This window comes from Nocardioides sp. 503 (assembly GCF_004522095.1).
In the GTDB taxonomy this organism is placed as follows: Bacteria; Actinomycetota; Actinomycetes; order Propionibacteriales; family Nocardioidaceae; genus Nocardioides.
Map to the genome: position 1 here is coordinate 148,727 of NZ_SPUI01000001.1, position 15,589 is coordinate 164,315.

General features: G+C 72.8%; 14 protein-coding genes. 7 read left to right on the forward strand and 7 right to left on the reverse strand.

What is annotated here, in order from left to right; genetic code table 11:
- Positions 1 to 34: 34 nt before the first annotated feature.
- Positions 35 to 1,693, reverse strand: coding sequence for an FAD-dependent oxidoreductase (locus E4622_RS00810; RefSeq protein ID WP_134738191.1), 1,659 nt, complete (start codon positions 1,691 to 1,693; stop codon positions 35 to 37).
- Between the two features lie 34 nt (positions 1,694 to 1,727).
- Between E4622_RS00810 and truA the strand changes: the two genes are divergently transcribed.
- Entirely contained in the window at positions 1,728 to 2,516 is a 789-nt protein-coding gene (gene truA, locus E4622_RS00815) for a tRNA pseudouridine(38-40) synthase TruA (RefSeq protein WP_245155827.1), read from the forward strand.
- Positions 2,509 to 3,111, forward strand: a complete 603-nt coding sequence (locus E4622_RS00820; protein ID WP_134738193.1) for a methyltransferase — start codon at positions 2,509 to 2,511, stop codon at positions 3,109 to 3,111. The genes truA and E4622_RS00820 overlap by 8 nt, the downstream gene beginning before the upstream one ends.
- Here the strand turns inward: E4622_RS00820 and E4622_RS00825 are convergent.
- Both E4622_RS00825 and E4622_RS00830 read right to left on the reverse strand, forming a co-directional pair.
- Positions 3,108 to 3,536, reverse strand: coding sequence for a VOC family protein (locus E4622_RS00825; RefSeq protein ID WP_134738194.1), 429 nt, complete (start codon positions 3,534 to 3,536; stop codon positions 3,108 to 3,110). The two genes, E4622_RS00820 and E4622_RS00825, sit on opposite strands and share 4 nt — an antisense overlap.
- 20 nt (positions 3,537 to 3,556) lie before the next feature.
- Complete coding sequence (locus tag E4622_RS00830; RefSeq protein WP_134738195.1) at positions 3,557 to 4,489, reverse strand: hypothetical protein; 933 nt, start codon at positions 4,487 to 4,489, stop codon at positions 3,557 to 3,559.
- Positions 4,490 to 4,861: 372 nt separating this feature from the next.
- Between E4622_RS00830 and E4622_RS00835 the strand changes: the two genes are divergently transcribed.
- Positions 4,862 to 6,133, forward strand: coding sequence for an HNH endonuclease signature motif containing protein (locus E4622_RS00835; RefSeq protein ID WP_134738196.1), 1,272 nt, complete (start codon positions 4,862 to 4,864; stop codon positions 6,131 to 6,133).
- A 129-nt stretch (positions 6,134 to 6,262) separates the two neighbouring features.
- On the opposite strand, the gene E4622_RS00840 is transcribed toward E4622_RS00835, so the two are convergent.
- The 3 genes from E4622_RS00840 to E4622_RS00850 are packed head-to-tail and all read right to left on the reverse strand — an operon-like array spanning position 6,263 to position 9,636.
- Entirely contained in the window at positions 6,263 to 7,411 is a 1,149-nt protein-coding gene (locus E4622_RS00840; protein ID WP_134738197.1) for an acyl-CoA dehydrogenase family protein, read from the reverse strand.
- Positions 7,412 to 7,427: 16 nt separating this feature from the next.
- Positions 7,428 to 8,603, reverse strand: a complete 1,176-nt coding sequence (locus E4622_RS00845; RefSeq protein WP_134738198.1) for an acyl-CoA dehydrogenase family protein — start codon at positions 8,601 to 8,603, stop codon at positions 7,428 to 7,430.
- Between the two features lie 58 nt (positions 8,604 to 8,661).
- Complete coding sequence (locus E4622_RS00850) at positions 8,662 to 9,636, reverse strand: phosphatase PAP2 family protein (RefSeq protein ID WP_134738199.1); 975 nt, start codon at positions 9,634 to 9,636, stop codon at positions 8,662 to 8,664.
- 143 nt (positions 9,637 to 9,779) lie between these two features.
- Between E4622_RS00850 and E4622_RS00855 the strand changes: the two genes are divergently transcribed.
- Both E4622_RS00855 and E4622_RS00860 read left to right on the forward strand, forming a co-directional pair.
- Positions 9,780 to 11,480 (forward strand): ATP-binding cassette domain-containing protein, encoded by a 1,701-nt coding sequence (locus E4622_RS00855; protein WP_134738200.1) that lies wholly within the window; start codon positions 9,780 to 9,782, stop codon positions 11,478 to 11,480.
- Positions 11,477 to 12,502, forward strand: coding sequence for a GNAT family N-acetyltransferase (locus E4622_RS00860; RefSeq protein ID WP_134738201.1), 1,026 nt, complete (start codon positions 11,477 to 11,479; stop codon positions 12,500 to 12,502). Before E4622_RS00855 ends, E4622_RS00860 begins: the two co-directional genes overlap by 4 nt.
- A 76-nt stretch (positions 12,503 to 12,578) precedes the next feature.
- Here E4622_RS00860 and E4622_RS00865 read toward each other — a convergent pair whose 3' ends face one another.
- A complete protein-coding gene (locus tag E4622_RS00865; protein ID WP_134738202.1) occupies positions 12,579 to 13,859 on the reverse strand; it encodes a trypsin-like peptidase domain-containing protein in 1,281 nt (426 codons plus the stop codon).
- Between the two features lie 90 nt (positions 13,860 to 13,949).
- Between E4622_RS00865 and E4622_RS00870 the strand changes: the two genes are divergently transcribed.
- Both E4622_RS00870 and E4622_RS00875 read left to right on the forward strand, forming a co-directional pair.
- On the forward strand, positions 13,950 to 14,915 hold the full coding sequence (locus E4622_RS00870) for a YhjD/YihY/BrkB family envelope integrity protein (RefSeq protein WP_134738203.1): 966 nt from the start codon (positions 13,950 to 13,952) through the stop codon (positions 14,913 to 14,915).
- Between the two features lie 47 nt (positions 14,916 to 14,962).
- Positions 14,963 to 15,487, forward strand: a complete 525-nt coding sequence (locus tag E4622_RS00875; protein WP_134738204.1) for a calcium-binding protein — start codon at positions 14,963 to 14,965, stop codon at positions 15,485 to 15,487.
- Positions 15,488 to 15,589: the final 102 nt, after the last annotated feature.

Below are 15,589 nucleotides of genomic sequence, written 5' to 3' on the forward strand. Positions count from 1 at the left end.
ACTCGCTGCGCTCGTACTCCCGCGCTGTGCTGGGCTAGGTCGTGGGTGCGAGGTAGGTGTGGACGAGGGGGACCACGGAGGAGCCCTCGCCGGTGGCGGCGGCGACCCGTTTCATCGAGCCGGCGCGGATGTCGCCGACGGCGAAGACGCCGGAGAGGGTGGTGGCCAGGCTCTCCGGCGGCAGGTGGTGGGACCAGAGGTCGGTGGGGATGTCGCGGCCCGTCAGGACGAAGCCGCGCCGGTCCCGGGCCACCGAGGGCGGCAGCCAGTCGCAGTTGGGCTCCGCACCGAGCAGCAGGAACAGCCCGTGGGCCTCCCGACGGGTGACGGCGCCGGTCGTGGTGTCGCGCACGTCGAGCCACTCGAGGCGGCCCTCGCCGCCGCCGTCGGCGACCTCCGAGCACGGCTGGACCGTGATCCGCGGGTTGTAGGCGATCTCGCCGATGAGGTACTGCGACATCGTCTCGGCCAACGAGGCGCGCCGCACCATGATGGTCACCGAGTCGGCGAACCGCGCGAGGTGGATGGCGGCCTGGCCGGCGGAGTTGCCGCCGCCGACCACGACCACGTCGTAGCCCTCCATCTCGCGGGCGGCGGTCATGGCGCTGCCGTAGAAGACGCCCAGGCCCACGAGGTCCTCGATCGCCTGGATGCCGAGCTTGCGGTAGGCGACGCCGGTGGCGACGATGACGCTGCGCGCCTCGACACTCCCGCCGCCCGTGCTCAGCAGGTGCGTGCCGTCGGGGCGGGTCTCCAGCGACTCCACGTCCCAGCCGGTGTAGAACTGCGTGCCGAAGCGCAGCGCCTGGTTGCGCGCCCGCTGGGCCAGCCGCATCCCGGAGATGCCGCGCGGGAAGCCGAGGTAGTTGCGGATCATCGAGCTCGTCCCGGCCTGGCCGCCGATCGCCTCGGACTCCAGCACCACGGTGGTCAGGCCCTCCGAGGCGCCGTAGACCGCGGCCGCCAGCCCCGCAGGACCGGCGCCGACGATCGCGAGGTCCACCAGGCCCTCGACCTTGACGTCGCCCGGTGCGCCGTACATCGAGATCGCGACGTCGCGCACCGAGGTGGCCACGAACGACGGCCGGCCCGGCGTGGAGACGATCGGGTACGCCGGCTCGCCGGGCGTGGCGCACTCCAGGACGGCCTCGCGGCCGATCTCGGTGTCGGGCGTGTAGAAGCCCGACGGCATCCCCATGCGGTCGGCGTAGTCGCGGATCGCCAGCGTGAGCGCGGTGGGGGCGGGCGCCACGATCCGCACGCTCTCGACCTCGGGCTTGGCGACCGTGGAGCCCCAGTCGGAGAGGAGCTCGGTCACGGCGCCGTGGAACTCCTCGTCGCGCACCCCGCGCGGCATCAGCAGGTAGGCGTCGTACTTGCCCTTGGCCATGCCGGGACGCAGCGCGGGCGCCCGCTCGAGGAAGTGCTCCCAGTGGGCGGCGATGATCCGCCGCGCGGTGGGCACGACGGTGCGCCAGGCGTGGAAGGCCTCCAGCACGTGGGCGTCGGGGAGCTCGGTGTCGGTGACGAAGAGGGCGACCTGGCCCCCGGCGTCACGGATGGTCCGGGTGACCTCGAGCGCGCCCTTGCAGGAGGTCGCGGTGTGGAGGTCGTAGTCGCGGGCGTAGCGCCCGAACTCGTCGAGGAGGAAGGCGGTGTGCTCGTCGGAGACGAGAATGATGGCGGGCTGCACGAGGACCAGTATTACGACCTGCGAAACTTGGCGCGTGCGGTTGCGGATCGAGTGTGCCTACGACGGCACCGACTTCCATGGCTGGGCGACCCAGCCGGGCCTCCGGACGGTGCAGGAGGTGCTCGACCACGCGCTGGCCACGGTGCTGCGCGTCGACTCCGTGGCGACGGTGGTCGCGGGGCGCACGGACGCCGGGGTGCACGCCCGCGGCCAGGTCGTCCACGCCGACGTCGGCGACGTTCCGCCCCAGCTGCTGCGGCGCCTCAACGGGGTCCTGCCGCCGGACGTGCGGGTGCTCGCGGTGGGGGAGGCCCCTGCCGGCTTCGACGCCCGCTTCTCCGCGCTGTGGCGGCGCTACGCCTACCGGATCGCCGACGACGCCGCCCTCGTGGACCCGCTGACGCGGCGCCACGTCCTGGTGTGGTCGCGGCCCCTCGACCTGGACGCCATGAACGACGCCGCGCAGGCGCTGGTCGGCCGTCAGGACTTCGCGGCGTTCTGCCGGCGGCGCGAGGGCGCCACCACCATCCGCACGCTGCTCGACCTCACCTGGTCGCGCTCGCCGGAGGGCCTGGCCGAGGCCACGGTGCGCGCCGACGCGTTCTGCCACAGCATGGTGCGTGCGCTGGTGGGCTGCCTGCTCGCGGTCGGCGACGGGCGGCGACCGCCCTCGTGGCCGGCCGAGATCCTGCGCGCCGAGGCCCGGGACCCCTCCGTGACGGTCGCGCACGCGCACGGCCTCACGCTCGAGGAGGTCGCCTACCCGCCCGACGACGAGCTCGCCGCGCGGGCCACCACGACGAGGGCGAGACGCGATGGATGAGCACTACTTCTCCGCCGACCCGACGGTGGCGTTCAAGCGCTCGCCCGTGGTGGCGACCGTGTGGGGCCACGAGCTCCGGCTCACGAGCGGCTCCGGCGTCTTCGCCAACGGTCGCGTCGACATCGGGACGGCGATCCTCTTCCGCGAGACCGAGCCGCCGGCCGGCGGACGCATCCTCGACCTGGGCTGCGGCTTCGGCGTGATCGGCCTGGCGATCGCGGCCGCGGTCCCCGACGCGGTGGTCACGGCCGTCGACGTCAACGAGCGCGCCGTCCTGCTCGCCGGCGAGAACGCCGCCGCGCTCGGCGTCGCCGACCGCTTCGCCGCCGTCACCCCCGACGGCGTCGACCCCGCCACGACGTACGACGAGATCTGGTCCAACCCGCCGATCCGGATCGGCAAGGAGGCGCTGCACGACCTGCTCCTCACCTGGCTGCCCCGGCTCGCGCCGGGAGGGCGCGCCGTCATGGTCGTCGGCAAGAACCTCGGCGCCGACTCGCTCCAGCGGTGGCTGGGGGAGCAGGGCTACCCGACCACACGGCTGGCCAGCGCCAAGGGCTTCCGGGTGCTGGAGACGCGCCGCGCGACCGACTAGCGGAGGTCGACGCCGCCCCACTCCTCGGGCGCGACGTCGCGCAGCGTCTGGGTCAGCTGCCAGCGGTGGCCGGCCGGGTCCGCGACCAGGCACTCGAGCTCGCCGTAGTCGCGCTCCGTCAGCTCCTCCAGCAGCGTCGCGCCTTGGCCCAGGGCGCGCTCGAGGGCGGCCGCGGAGTCGTCGACCCGGACCTTGATGACGTGGGTGACGGCGCCGGGAGCCGGCGGCTGGTGCTCGCCGCGGGCCTCCGCGACCACCATGCCCACTCCGGGCGCCACCGACATCTGGGCGCGGTGCCCCTCGCCGATCCGGACCGTCTCCTCGAAGCCGAACGCCGCGCTCAGCCAGGCGACGGCCTCTCGGACGTCCGGGTAGACCAGGACCGGGGCCAGCGCGCCCGGTGGGGCGGAGCGGTTGGTGACCATCGACCGACGGTACTCCCGGCTCAGTCGCTGACGCGACCGTCCACGAACATCTCCAGCCGTTGCTGCGTGCGATGCGGGTCCTCGGGCACGTGGCCGTTGACCGCCCGCGCCGCCCATCCGAGCCGGGTCGCCACGGACACCGCCTCCACCAGGTCGGCGCGCGAGAGGTGGGGGTAGGCGGCGGCGTACGGCGCGAGGAAGGTGTCGCGGAACGGGGAGGTGTCGAGCGACCCCTCCACGTCGTCCAGCCCCCACGCGAGCTGGCCCTCCAGCGCGACGGAGAGCACGAAGAACGGGTGGGACACGCAGGCGTCGCCCCAGTCCATCACCCGGTGCCGGCCGTCACGGACGAAGACCTGGCCGTCGTGGAGGTCGTCGTGCTCGATGCTCTCGCGGACGCCGTACGCCGCCAGCCGGTCGGCGAGGTCGGCGACCGTGTCGGCCGCGGCGCGGAACCGCGGCTCCGCGCCGATCTCGTCCAGGAGGGCGGCGTAGCGCTCGGGCAGGACGGCGAGCCGCACGTCGGGGAGGCCCGTCGCGAGCAGCGCGTCGACATCGTCCTCCAGGGCCAGGCTGATGCGGGCCACGTGGTCGAGGGCGTGGTGCCAGCGCTCCAGGCTGCGCTCGACGACCACCAGCTCGCGCAGCCGCTCGCCGGCGTCGTCCATCAGCATCCAGCCGCGGTCGAGGTCGGCGGCGAGCAACGGGTCGACCAGGTCGGGGACCCGCTCGGCGAGCAGGGTGACCACGGCCGCCTCGTGCTGCAGGGGTCCGTGGTTGGCCTTGAACCACACGGGTCCGGACGTCGTCGGGACGCGGAGCACCGTCGACCAGACCTCGACGTGCGGCTGCTCGACGTCGCCCGTGCGGGTGCCGCCGAGCTCGACCAGTCGTGCGTCGACCCAGGCGTGCGCCTGCGCCAGCCATGCCGGGTCGGTCCACTGGAGTGCCACGAGGAGATGTCTAGCGCTGATCCTCGACAGCGACCACCGATTTGCCGCCACCCTCCGGTGGTCGAGCAGTGACGAGCGCCAGCGAGGAGCGCACGTCGAGACCCCTCGCGCCTCTGGCTGCCTGCTCGGGGGGCTCCTCGTCGGCTTGCGCGCCGCCGTTGGTTGCGGTGTTTGGCAGCTACGGGGACGAGGTGGGCGCTGGGTTGCGCGCCGCTGCCGGCCGCCTGGCCCGGTGGTTGAGGAGGGACGAAGTCCCGTCTCGAAACCACCCCCGAAAAAAAGCTCAGAAAGTTTCGACAGCCCTTGTGGATAAGGCCTCCTGAGCCCCCTTGCAGGGCTTTGACTGTCGGTGGTCGGTGCTTGAGTAGACCCATGACCAGCCCCGCCGCCGACCTCCTCGAGGTCATGCGCACCACCACCCGGGCCGCCGCCGCGGTCGAGGTGCAGCGCCTTGGCGCGGTCATCGACTGGTGCGTCCTGCACACCACGACCGACGAAGCCGAAGCCTCCTTCGGCGACCACGGCATCCCGCTCGCCGGCGACGGCGCCCCCTGGGTCTCGGAGTTCGCGGTCATGGAGCTCGGCGCGGCGCTGGGCATGTCCACCGACTCCGCGAAGAGGTACGTCGGCGCCGCCTTGGAGGCCCGCTACCGCCTCCCCCGGGTCTGGGCACGGGTCGAGGCGATGGAGCTGCCGTTCTACAGAGCCCGCTGGATCGCCGAGCACACCATGTGCCTCCCCCCAGCCGGGGCCGCCTACGTGGACCGGATGGTGGGGTTCGTCGCGCACAAGGTCTCCTTCGCCGAGATCGAGCGCCAGATCGCCGCCGCCAAGGCGCGCTTCGACCCCGAAGCCGCCGAGAAGGCCCGCCGCGAAGAGGCCGACTCCCGACGGCTCGACGTCGACAAGGCCTACGTGTCGATCAACGGCACCGTCGAGGTGTCCGGGACGCTGGACTACGTCGACGCCGTCGCCTTCGACGGGGCGTTGTCCCGGCGGGCGGCCGAGCTCAAGGCCGCCGGGTCCGAGGAGTCCCTCGACGTGCGTCGGTCGATCGCGGCCGGGGACCTGGCCCGCGGGTATGACTCACTGCCCTTCGACGACGCTGGGGAGGGTGGTTTCGAGACGGGACTTCGTCCCTCCTCAACCACCGAGGTGGTCGTCCACGTGCATGAGGACCTCGACGGGGTCGGACGACTCGGCAACACCCGGACGCCGCTGCTCGCCGAGACGATCCGGGAGTGGTGCGGGCGCCCCGACACCCGCGTCATCGTCAAACCCGTCCGCGACCTGAGCGGCCACGTCCACGTCGCGGCCTACGAGATCCCCGACCGCCTGCGTGAGCAGGACGAGCTCGTCGACCACACCTGCGTCTTCCCGTGGTGCACCAGACCCGCCGTGCGCTGCGACGTGGATCATGCGATCCCGTTCGCCGAGGGTGGGCCGACGTGCTCGTGCAACACCGCGCCGTTGTGTCGAGGGCACCACAGGCTCAAGACCCACGGCCGCTGGGACTACGACGTCCTCGACCGCGGCACCTACCTGTGGCACTCGCCCTTCGGTCACGCCTACCGCCGCGACCACACCGGCACCCAGGCCATCACCACCCCGACCTCGGCCCACGAACCCCCTCGACGAACCTGACCGCCCCCCACCCCGCCTCGGCGGGGCCATCGGCGCGTCCGGAGAGCGTCACCTCGCGGCTGAGGGCCGGGATCTCGACGGGCGCTCCTCAGCTGCGCTCGTGGCTTCTCGACCACCGGGGGCCGGAGGTCAGACCTCCAGCGGGTCGAGCAGGTCGTAGTCGGCGACCTCGGAGGAGAGCACCCGCAGCTGGTGGTCGCCGTCGCCGAAGAGGTGGTCGAGGGCGGTGAGGTGGGCGACGAACATGCCGACGTTGTACTCCGCGGTCATCGCGATGCCGCCGTGCAGCTGGATGGCCTCCTGGCCGACGTGGCGCCCGCCGCGGCTGACCTGGAGGGACACGCGCGACGCTGCCGCGGCGACCTCCTCGGGCGAGCCGGCCGCGATGACCATCGTCGACCAGTCCACGAGGCTGTGGGTGAGCTCCAGCGAGGTGTACATGTCGGCGGCCCGGAAGGTCAGGGCCTGGAAGGTGTTGAGCGTGACGCCGAACTGCTTGCGGCTCTTGAGGTAGTCGGTCGTCGCCTTCAGCAGCGTCTGCATCGCGCCGAGCGCCTGGTTGGCGGCCATGATCCGGGTGATGTCCAGGACCGTGGCGATCGAGGCGGTGAGGTCCAGGCCGGGCGCGCCGAGCGGCGAGCCCGGGGTGCCCTCGAGGGCGATGCGGGCGGCGCGCCCGCCGTCGTACGTCGCGTAGCCGGTGCGGGTGAGGCCCTCGGCGTCGCCGGCGACCAGGAAGGCGCCGGTGCCGCCGTCGGGCAGCGCGGCGCTGACGACCAGCACATCGGCGCGGGCGCCGTGCAGGACCGGCTCCTTGACGCCCGTGAGCGTCCAGGTGTCGCCGTCCTGGGTGGCCGTCACCGTCTCGGCGCTCGCGCCCCAGCGGCGGCCGGGCTCCTGGTGCGCGAAGGACAGCACGCTCTCGCCGGCCGCGAGCGCGCCGAGCACCTCCGCGCGCTGCTCCGCGGTCCCGGCGGCGGCGACCAGGCCGCCGGCGAGCACGACCGAGGCCAGGAACGGCTCGGGCGCGATCGTGCGCCCCAGCTCCTGGCAGACGATCCCGATCTCGACCGGGCCGGCGCCGACGCCGCCGTCCTCCTCGGAGAACGGCAGCCCCAGGACGCCCATCTCGGCCAGGCGGGCCCACTGCTGCTCGTCGAAGCCGGGGTCGGCCTTGACCACCTGGCGGCGGTGCTCGTAGTCGTGGTAGGCCTTGCCCACGAGGCCGCGGACGGCGTCGCGGAGGGCGACCTGCTCATCGTCGTACGTGAAGTCCATGTCGTGTCCCCTTGGCTCAGAGTCCGAGGATCGTGCGGCTGATGATCTGCCGCTGGATCTCGTTGGAGCCGCCGTAGATGGATGCCTTGCGGAGGTTGAGGTACGTCGGCGTGACGGTGCGCGCCCAGTCGGGCAGGTCGGACTCGTCGCCGGCGCCCGAGGCGACGGACGCGGGCCCGGCCAGGTCGACCATGAGCTCGCTGACGGCCTGCTGCAGCTCGGTGCCCTTGAGCTTCAGCACCGAGGAGGCCGGGTGCGGCTCGCCGCCGGCCGAGTGGGCGACCACGCGCAGGGCGGTGAGCTCGAGCGCGAGCAGCTCGTTCTCGAGCTCCACGATGCGGGCGCGGACCAGCGGGTCGTCGAGCAGCGTGCCGCCCTCGCCGTCCGAGGTCTCCTTGGCGAGGTCCTTGGCGCGGGCCAGGATGCGCTTGGTGGCACCGACGGGCGCCACCCCGACGCGCTCGTTGCCGAGCAGGAACTTTGCGATCGTCCAGCCGCCGTTGAGCTCGCCCACCAGGTTGGCGCCGGGGACGCGCACGTCCTCGAACCACACCTCGTTGACCTCGAAGCCGCCGTCGATGAGCTCGATCGGGCGGACCTCCAGGCCCGGGCTCGTCATGTCGATGAGCAGCATCGAGATCCCGGCCTGCTTCTTCACGTCGGGGTCGGTGCGGACCAGGGTGAAGATCCAGTCGCCGAACTGGCCGAGCGTCGTCCAGGTCTTCTGGCCGTTGACGACCCAGTCGTCGCCGTCCTTGACCGCGGTCGTGCGCAGGCTGGCCAGGTCGGAGCCGGCGTCGGGCTCGGAGAAGCCCTGGCTCCACCAGATGTCGAGGTTGGCCGTCTTGGGCAGGAACTGCTGCTTCTGCTCCTCGGTGCCGAAGTGCGCGATCACCGGCCCGATCATGGAGGCGTTGAACGCCAGCGGCGTCGGCACGCCCGCGCGCTGCATCTCCTCGTGCCAGATGTGGCGCCGCAGCTCGCTCCAGCCGCGCCCGCCGTACTCCTCGGGCCAGTGCGGGACGGCGAGGCCGGCCGCGTTGAGCGTCTGCTGGGCTTCGACGATCTGGTCGCGGGTGAGCTCGCGTCCCTCGATCACCGTGCGGCGGATCTCCTCGGAGACCCCGGTGGTGAAGAACGCGCGCATCTCGGCGCGAAACTCCTGGTCGTCCTCGGACAGCTCGAGCTGCATGCGGGTCGGCCCCTCTCCTGGTCGGCTGCCCCGATGCTACTGACAGGTAGAAGCAGGGTCAGACGCGCACGTCGTCAGCGGTCGCCTGGACCTCGGCGCGGTCCTCGCGCCGCCGCTCCCAGCGACGGCACAGCACCATCACGAGGCCGGCCAGGGCGCCGCCCGCGATCAGGTCCACGACGTAGTGCTCGCCGTAGTAGACCAGCGCCAGGCCCATCGCCACGGGGTAGGCGAAGAGCGCCCAGCGAAGGGGGCTGCGCAGCCGCCAGGCGGCGTAGAGCGCGATCAGGAAGGCCGTCCCGAAGTGCAGCGACGGCATCGCGGCCACGGGGTTGCCCACGCCGTTGAGGATCACGTCGACGCGCTGCAGGCCGATGTCGCGCCAGCCGCGCGAGGTGAGGCGCTCGACCGGGCCGAGGTAGCCCTCGTCGGAGGCCAGCCAGGGCGGCGCCATCGGGTAGGAGATGTAGATCAGCAGGCCGCCGAAGTTGAGGCCCACGAAGCGGCGCATCCAGACCTGCCACTCGGCGTGGTTGCGCACCCACAGCACCACGGCGAGGGTCAGGCCGGTCAAGAAGTGGGAGGCGTAGACGAACGTGAACCCCACGTCGTACCAGCGCGGGTCGCTCTCCTTGGTGCACGGGTCGCCGCACCAGGCCGCCTGCAGGTGCTCGGTCGGGGTCGTGCCGAAGCCGAGCCAGCGGTCGACGTCGATCGGCATCGTCCAGTGGACCGGGATCTTCAGCTCGTCGGTGAGGCCGCGGCTGAAGAAGTAGAACGTCAGGAGGGCGGCCGGGAGCCACCAGTCCTTGAGGAAGTTCAGGTGCTCGCGCGGGTGGGCCTCGATGTTCCACGCGACCGTGCCCAGCCACAGGGTGATCATCACGGTGATCGAGTCGTTGGGGATGCCGAAGCGCCACCACCAGACAGCGACGGCGGCCACCCACACGAGCATGGCGGCGAGGCGGACCCCCGGACGGCGGGTGCGGGCGGCCTCCACGTCGCTGTGCGCGACCTCCGCCTGTGCCGTCATGACAGCCAATCCTAAAACACGGTGCTTCCTCCGCGCACGCCAGTATCGCCCGTTCGGGTGTAGCGAGTCGTCGGGCCGCGGGTCCCGGCTCCCGCTCGTAAAGAAGGTGCCTCACGGCGTCGCATGGCGGAGAATCGCTCCACGTGGGACACGTAGAGGTCAGTGGAGTGCGCTTCGAGCTGCCGGACGGGCGGGTGCTGCTCGACGACGTGTCGTTCCGCGTGGGCGAGGGCGCCAAGGTGGCGCTGGTCGGGGCCAACGGTGCCGGCAAGACCACCCTGCTCAAGATCATCACCGGCGACCTGGTGCCGCACGCCGGCGCCGTGACCCGCAGCGGCGGCCTGGGCGTGATGCGGCAGATGGTCAACGCCGGGCTCGGCGACCAGCCGACCGTGGGCGACCTGCTGCTGTCGGTCTCCCCGCCGCGGGTGCGCGCCGCCGCGGCGGACGTGGACCGCTGCGAGCTGGCCCTGATGGAGACCGACGACGAGAAGACCCAGATGCGCTACGCCGAGGCGCTCGCGGAGTACGCCGACGCCGGGGGCTACGACATCGAGGTGACGTGGGACGTCTGCACGGTCAAGGCCCTCGCGGTGCCCTACGACCGGGCCAAGTACCGCGAGCTGCGCACCCTCTCGGGCGGTGAGCAGAAGCGGCTGGTGCTGGAGTACCTCCTCGCCGGGCCCGACGAGGTGCTCCTGCTCGACGAGCCCGACAACTTCCTCGACGTGCCCGGCAAGATCTGGCTCGAGCAGCGCATCCGCGACTCCGACAAGACGATCCTGTTCATCAGCCACGACCGCGAGCTGCTCGACAACACCGCCACCCGCGTCGTCACCGTCGAGCTCGGCCACGCCGGCAACCTGGTGTGGACCCACCCGGGCGGCTTCGCGAGCTACCACGCCGCTCGTAAGGACCGGTTCGCCCGCTTCGAGGAGATGCGCCGGCGCTGGGACGAGGAGCACGCCAAGATCAAGGCGCTCGTGCTGCGCCTGAAGATCAAGGCCGAGTACAACGACGGCATGTCCAGCCAGTACCGCGCCGCCCAGACGCGGCTGCGCAAGTTCGAAGAGGCCGGCCCGCCGACCGAGCAGCCCCGCGAGCAGCAGGTGACGATGCGCCTGAAGGGCGGCCGCACCGGCAAGCGCGCGGTCGTCTGCGAGCACCTCGAGCTGACGGGGCTGATGAGGCCGTTCGACCTCGAGGTCTGGTACGGCGAGCGGGTCGCCGTGCTCGGGTCCAACGGCTCGGGCAAGTCGCACTTCCTGCGGCTGCTCGCCGCCGGCGGCAGCGACCCCGACGTCGAGCACCAGCCCGTGGGCGAGGTGGCGATCAAGGCCGTGCCGCACACCGGCACGGCCAAGCTCGGCGCGCGGGTGCGCCCCGGGTGGTTCGTGCAGACCCACGAGCACCCCGAGTTGGTGGGCCGCACGCTGACCGAGATCCTGCACCGCGGCGACGGCGAGGCCGACGGGCGCGGGCGCCATGGCATGGGTCAGGAGCAGGCGGCGCGGGTGCTCGACCGCTACGAGCTCGCGCACGCCGCCGACCAGCGCTTCGAGTCGCTGTCGGGCGGGCAGCAGGCGCGCTTCCAGATCCTGCTGCTCGAGCTGTCCGGAGCCACGCTGCTGCTGCTCGACGAGCCCACCGACAACCTCGACGTCCAGTCCGCCGAGGCGCTGGAGGAGGGGCTGGAGGCCTTCGACGGCACCGTCGTCGCGGTGACCCACGACCGGTGGTTCGCCCGCGGCTTCGACCGGTTCCTGGTCTACGGCGCCGACGGCGAGGTCTACGAGTCCGACGGTCCCGTGTGGGACGAGGGCCGGGTGCAGCGCACCCGATGAGCGAGCTCCGGACCCGCCTCGTGGACCCCGACGACGACGCGGCCGTCGTGGCGTGGCACGACGTCTACTCGCGCGCCGAGCGGCACGGACGTGAGGAGCTCGCGACACCGTGGCAGCTGGCGGAGCTGCGCGTCCAGCTAAAGAAGCCGAGCCGGCGCCGCCGCTGGGTCGGGATCCTCGGCGAGGCGGACGGTGGGGTGGTCGCCGCCGGCGCCGTGATGCTCCCGCTGCTCGACAACCTCGACCAGGCCGAGGTCGCCGTGCACGTCGACCCGGGCCGTCGACGCCGCGGGCACGGCACCGCCATGCTCGCGGCCGTCGAGGAGGTCGTGCGGTCCGAGGGCCGCCACCTGCTCGCCGCCGAGGCCGCCTGGCCCTACGACCTGGGGCCCACGGGCGCCGGGTCGCCGGGGCTGGAGTTCGCGCTCGCCCACGGCTTCCGGCTAGCGCTCGGCGACGTGGTGCGCGAGCTGCGCCTGCCGGTGGCCGAGGAGCTCCTCGCGGAGCTGGCGGCCGAGGCGGCGGCGTACCACCGGGGCTACACGCTGCGCTCCTTCGTCGGGCCGGTACCCGACGAGCTGCTGCAGGGCTGGGCCGAGCTGAGCTCCTCGCTGATGACCGAGGCACCCACCGGCGAGATGGACCGCGAGCCAGAGGCCGTCGACCTCGTGGCGCAGCGGGAGGCCGAGGACCTGCACCGCCGGCAGGGGCGGACGAAGTACAACACCGTCGCCCTCGACGCCGACGGCGCCGTCGTGGCCTACACCGACGTGGCGACGACCGTCCACGAGCCGGGCCGCGTCTACCAGTGGGGGACGCTGGTGCGCCGCGCCGACCGCGGCCACCGGCTGGGGATGGCCGTCAAGGTCGCCAACCTGCGACTGCTGCAGCGCGAGGACCCCGGAGCCGAACGGGTCGTGACCTGGAACGCCGAGGTCAACGGCCACATGGTCGGCGTCAACGAGCGGCTGGGCTTCGTCCCCGTCGAACGGGCCGGAGAGCTGCAGAAGCGCCTCACCTGACGGCGGGCGCTCCTGGCGGGGACGGTAGGGGACTGGGCTGACGGGCGGGCGGTCTCGGGTCACCCGCCCGTCAGGTTCAGGAGGAGCTGCGCTGGGCGTCGGAGTCCAGGGTCAGCGTGGCGGTGTCGCTCTTGCCGTCCCGCTCGTAGGTCACCGTGACCTGGTCGCCGGGGCGGTAGGTGCGGATGGTCGCCACCAGGGAGTCGGCGCCGGTGATGATCGTGTCGTCGACCTTGGTGATCACGTCGCCCTCCTCGAGACCGGCGGAGCCGGCCGCGGAGCCGTCGCTGACGTTCCCGATCTGGGCGCCCTCGGTGACCTCGGCGCCGGTCGCGTCGGCGACGTCCTGGACGCTCACGCCGAGCTTGGCGTGGGTCGGGGTCTCGCCGTCGGTCATCTGCTCGACGATCGGCAGGACCGAGTCGATCGGGATCGCGAAGCCGAGGCCGATGGAGCCGGCCTCGCCGCTGCCGTTGGAGGCCGAGCGGATCGAGGAGTTGATGCCGATGACGTTGCCGTCCATGTCGGCCAGCGCGCCTCCGCTGTTGCCGGGGTTGATCGCGGCGTCGGTCTGGATGGCGGGGTACGTCGTGCTGTTGCCGTCACCGTCGGAGCCGACGTCCACGGGCCGGTTGAGCGCGCTGACGATGCCGCTGGTCACGGTCGACTCCAGGCCGTAGGGCGAGCCGATCGCCACGACCTCCTCGCCCACGTCCAGGTTGTCGGACTCCCCGATCGTGGCCGGCGTCAGCCCGCTCACGTCCTGGGCCTGGATGACCGCGGTGTCGGTGAGGGGGTCGGTGCCCAGCACCTCGGCGGGGGCCTTGGTGCCGTCGTTGAACGACACCGTGATCTGGCCGTCGTCGCCGGCGAGCTCGACGACGTGGTTGTTGGTGAGGATCTGCCCGTCGGAGCTCAGGATGATGCCCGAGCCGGACCCGGCGCCCTGCCCGCCCGACACGTCGAGCTTGACGACCGAGGGCAGGACCGAGGAGGCGACCTCCTCGACGCTGCCGGCGGGCGCGTCGCTGTCGGGGGTGTTGGCGACCTGGGACGTCGTGCGGTCCGGCGTGGCGCTCGAGGAGGCGCCACCGCCGTCGTCGTCGTAGGTGTTCCAGGCGGCGGCGCCACCGACGCCGGCGGCCCCGCCCACGAGGAGCGAGGCGCCGACGACGGCGGCGGCGAATCCGGCCCGACCACGGCGAGGGATCGCCGGTCGGGAGGTCGGGGCCGGGGAGGGAGCCGCTGCCGGCGGTGCGGCGAAGGACAGCGGCTGCGTGGTCTCGAAGGACTCGGTGGAGTCCGTGGGCTCGCCGGGGCGGTGGCTCGGCGGCGGGAAGGTCGGCTGGTCGTTCATGTCCTCCATGCTGCGCACGCCGCCTGTGACCATCCTGAGACGCTGCTGGGCGCCGCCGAAGAACTCCGGAGGCTCTCCTAGGGTTTGCGGATGACGACGGCGCGCACGGTCCCCGTCACCACCGAGATGGACGGTGACGAGCTCGACGCCGAGGACGCCTGGCGCCTCGCCCGGCGCTTCGGGCTCCGCCGGGTCGCGGTCGACGGCTTCGTCCGGTTCCGCTACGGCGACGGGTTCACCAACAGCCGGGCGCTCGCCCTGCAGACGTGCCTGGCGGTGGTGCCGTTCATGCTCGCGGTCACCGGCCTGGCCGCCGACCTCGACGAGGACCGCTCGGCCCAGGTGGTCGCCCGGACGATCAACGCGGTGTCGCCCGGCTCGAGCGGCGACGACGCCCTCGTGGGGGCCATCGCCTCGGGGTCGGAGGGCGGCGGCGAGCTCGCGCTGGTCGTCGGCCTGCTCTTCGCGCTGGTGTCGATGACGACCGCGATGGCGCAGGTCGAGCGCGGGAGCAACCGGATCTACGGGATCCGCCGCGACCGCCCGGCGCCGGCCAAGTACGGCCGGGCGGCGGCGCTGACCGCCGTGCTGGCGGTGCCGGTCGGGCTCGGCTTCCTGCTCCTCGTCGCGGGCGGAGCCTTCGGGGACGCGATGGTCGAGGAGTACGGCTGGTCCCGCGGCACCCACACGACGTGGCAGGTGGCGCGCTGGCCCGCAGGGCTGCTGCTCCTCGTCGTCACGATCGCGGTGCTGCTCGACCACGCCCCGCGCCGCCGGCAGCCGGCGCTGTCCTGGCTGGCGCTGGGCGCCGCCGTCGCCGTGGGCCTGAGCATGCTCGCGGCGGCCGGGCTCGCGCTCTACGTCAACCTCAGCGGCTCCTTCGGCAGCACCTACGGACCGCTCGCGGGCATCGTCGCGCTGCTGCTGTGGAGCCTGCTCTCGTCGATCTCGCTGTTCTACGGCGTCGCGGTGTGCGCCCAGCTCGAGGCGCTGCGCGCCCACGAGCAGGAGCCGGCCTACGACGACCCGGGGCGCCCCGAGGAGGAGCGGGTCTGAGGCGCTGGTCCGAGGCGGCCAGGCCCCCGAGGTGCGAGGATCGGTCCATGACCCCTCGCACCCGCACCCTCGCCGCCGCCCTCATCGCCACGCTGCCGCTCGCGCTCGCCGCAGCCCCGGCCGACGCCGCCGTACGTCGCGGCGACGACCGCGCCAACACGCTCGTGGGCACCCCGCGCGGCGACAGCATGTGGGGCTACGGCGGTGCCGACCGCCTGCGCGCCCGCGCCGGTGACGACTCCGTGTGGGGTGGCGCCGGCAAGGACCGACTCAACGGCGGCAAGGGCGAGGACTCCCTGTGGGGAGGCGGAGGCAACGACACCATCGACACCGGTCGCGACGGCCGTGAGGACTCCGCCTGGGGCGGCGCCGGCAACGACACCATCTACGTCTTCGGCGACGACTCCGCGTGGGGCGGTGGCGGCGACGACCGGATCTTCGCGACCTACGCCGACGACGACCTCGAGGTCCGCTGCGGTGCGGGCAAGGACGTCGTGGTCTTCAACTCCGAGCCGCCCGCCGAGGCCACCGTCATCGGCTGCGAGACCGTCAAGGTCGTCTCAGCCGGCTGAGTCCACGTGAGCGGGCAACGCCCACGCCGACCACGGCGAGGTCCGGTCGCCCAGGAGCGTCGCCACCATCTGGCCGGTCATGCCGGGCACCCGCATCACGGC

What these genes read in the sequence shown, in the direction of transcription:
- E4622_RS00820 (WP_134738193.1), top strand. Translation starts at nt 2,509, where the DNA reads ATGGATGAGCACTACTTCTCCGCCGACCCGACGGTGGCGTTCAAGCGC.
- E4622_RS00825 (WP_134738194.1), bottom strand. Translation starts at nt 3,536, where the DNA reads ATGGTCACCAACCGCTCCGCCCCACCGGGCGCGCTGGCCCCGGTCCTG.
- E4622_RS00835 (WP_134738196.1), top strand. Translation starts at nt 4,862, where the DNA reads ATGACCAGCCCCGCCGCCGACCTCCTCGAGGTCATGCGCACCACCACC.
- E4622_RS00840 (WP_134738197.1), bottom strand. Translation starts at nt 7,411, where the DNA reads ATGGACTTCACGTACGACGATGAGCAGGTCGCCCTCCGCGACGCCGTC.
- E4622_RS00845 (WP_134738198.1), bottom strand. Translation starts at nt 8,603, where the DNA reads ATGCAGCTCGAGCTGTCCGAGGACGACCAGGAGTTTCGCGCCGAGATG.
- E4622_RS00850 (WP_134738199.1), bottom strand. Translation starts at nt 9,636, where the DNA reads ATGACGGCACAGGCGGAGGTCGCGCACAGCGACGTGGAGGCCGCCCGC.
- E4622_RS00860 (WP_134738201.1), top strand. Translation starts at nt 11,477, where the DNA reads ATGAGCGAGCTCCGGACCCGCCTCGTGGACCCCGACGACGACGCGGCC.
- E4622_RS00865 (WP_134738202.1), bottom strand. Translation starts at nt 13,859, where the DNA reads ATGAACGACCAGCCGACCTTCCCGCCGCCGAGCCACCGCCCCGGCGAG.
- E4622_RS00870 (WP_134738203.1), top strand. Translation starts at nt 13,950, where the DNA reads ATGACGACGGCGCGCACGGTCCCCGTCACCACCGAGATGGACGGTGAC.
- E4622_RS00875 (WP_134738204.1), top strand. Translation starts at nt 14,963, where the DNA reads ATGACCCCTCGCACCCGCACCCTCGCCGCCGCCCTCATCGCCACGCTG.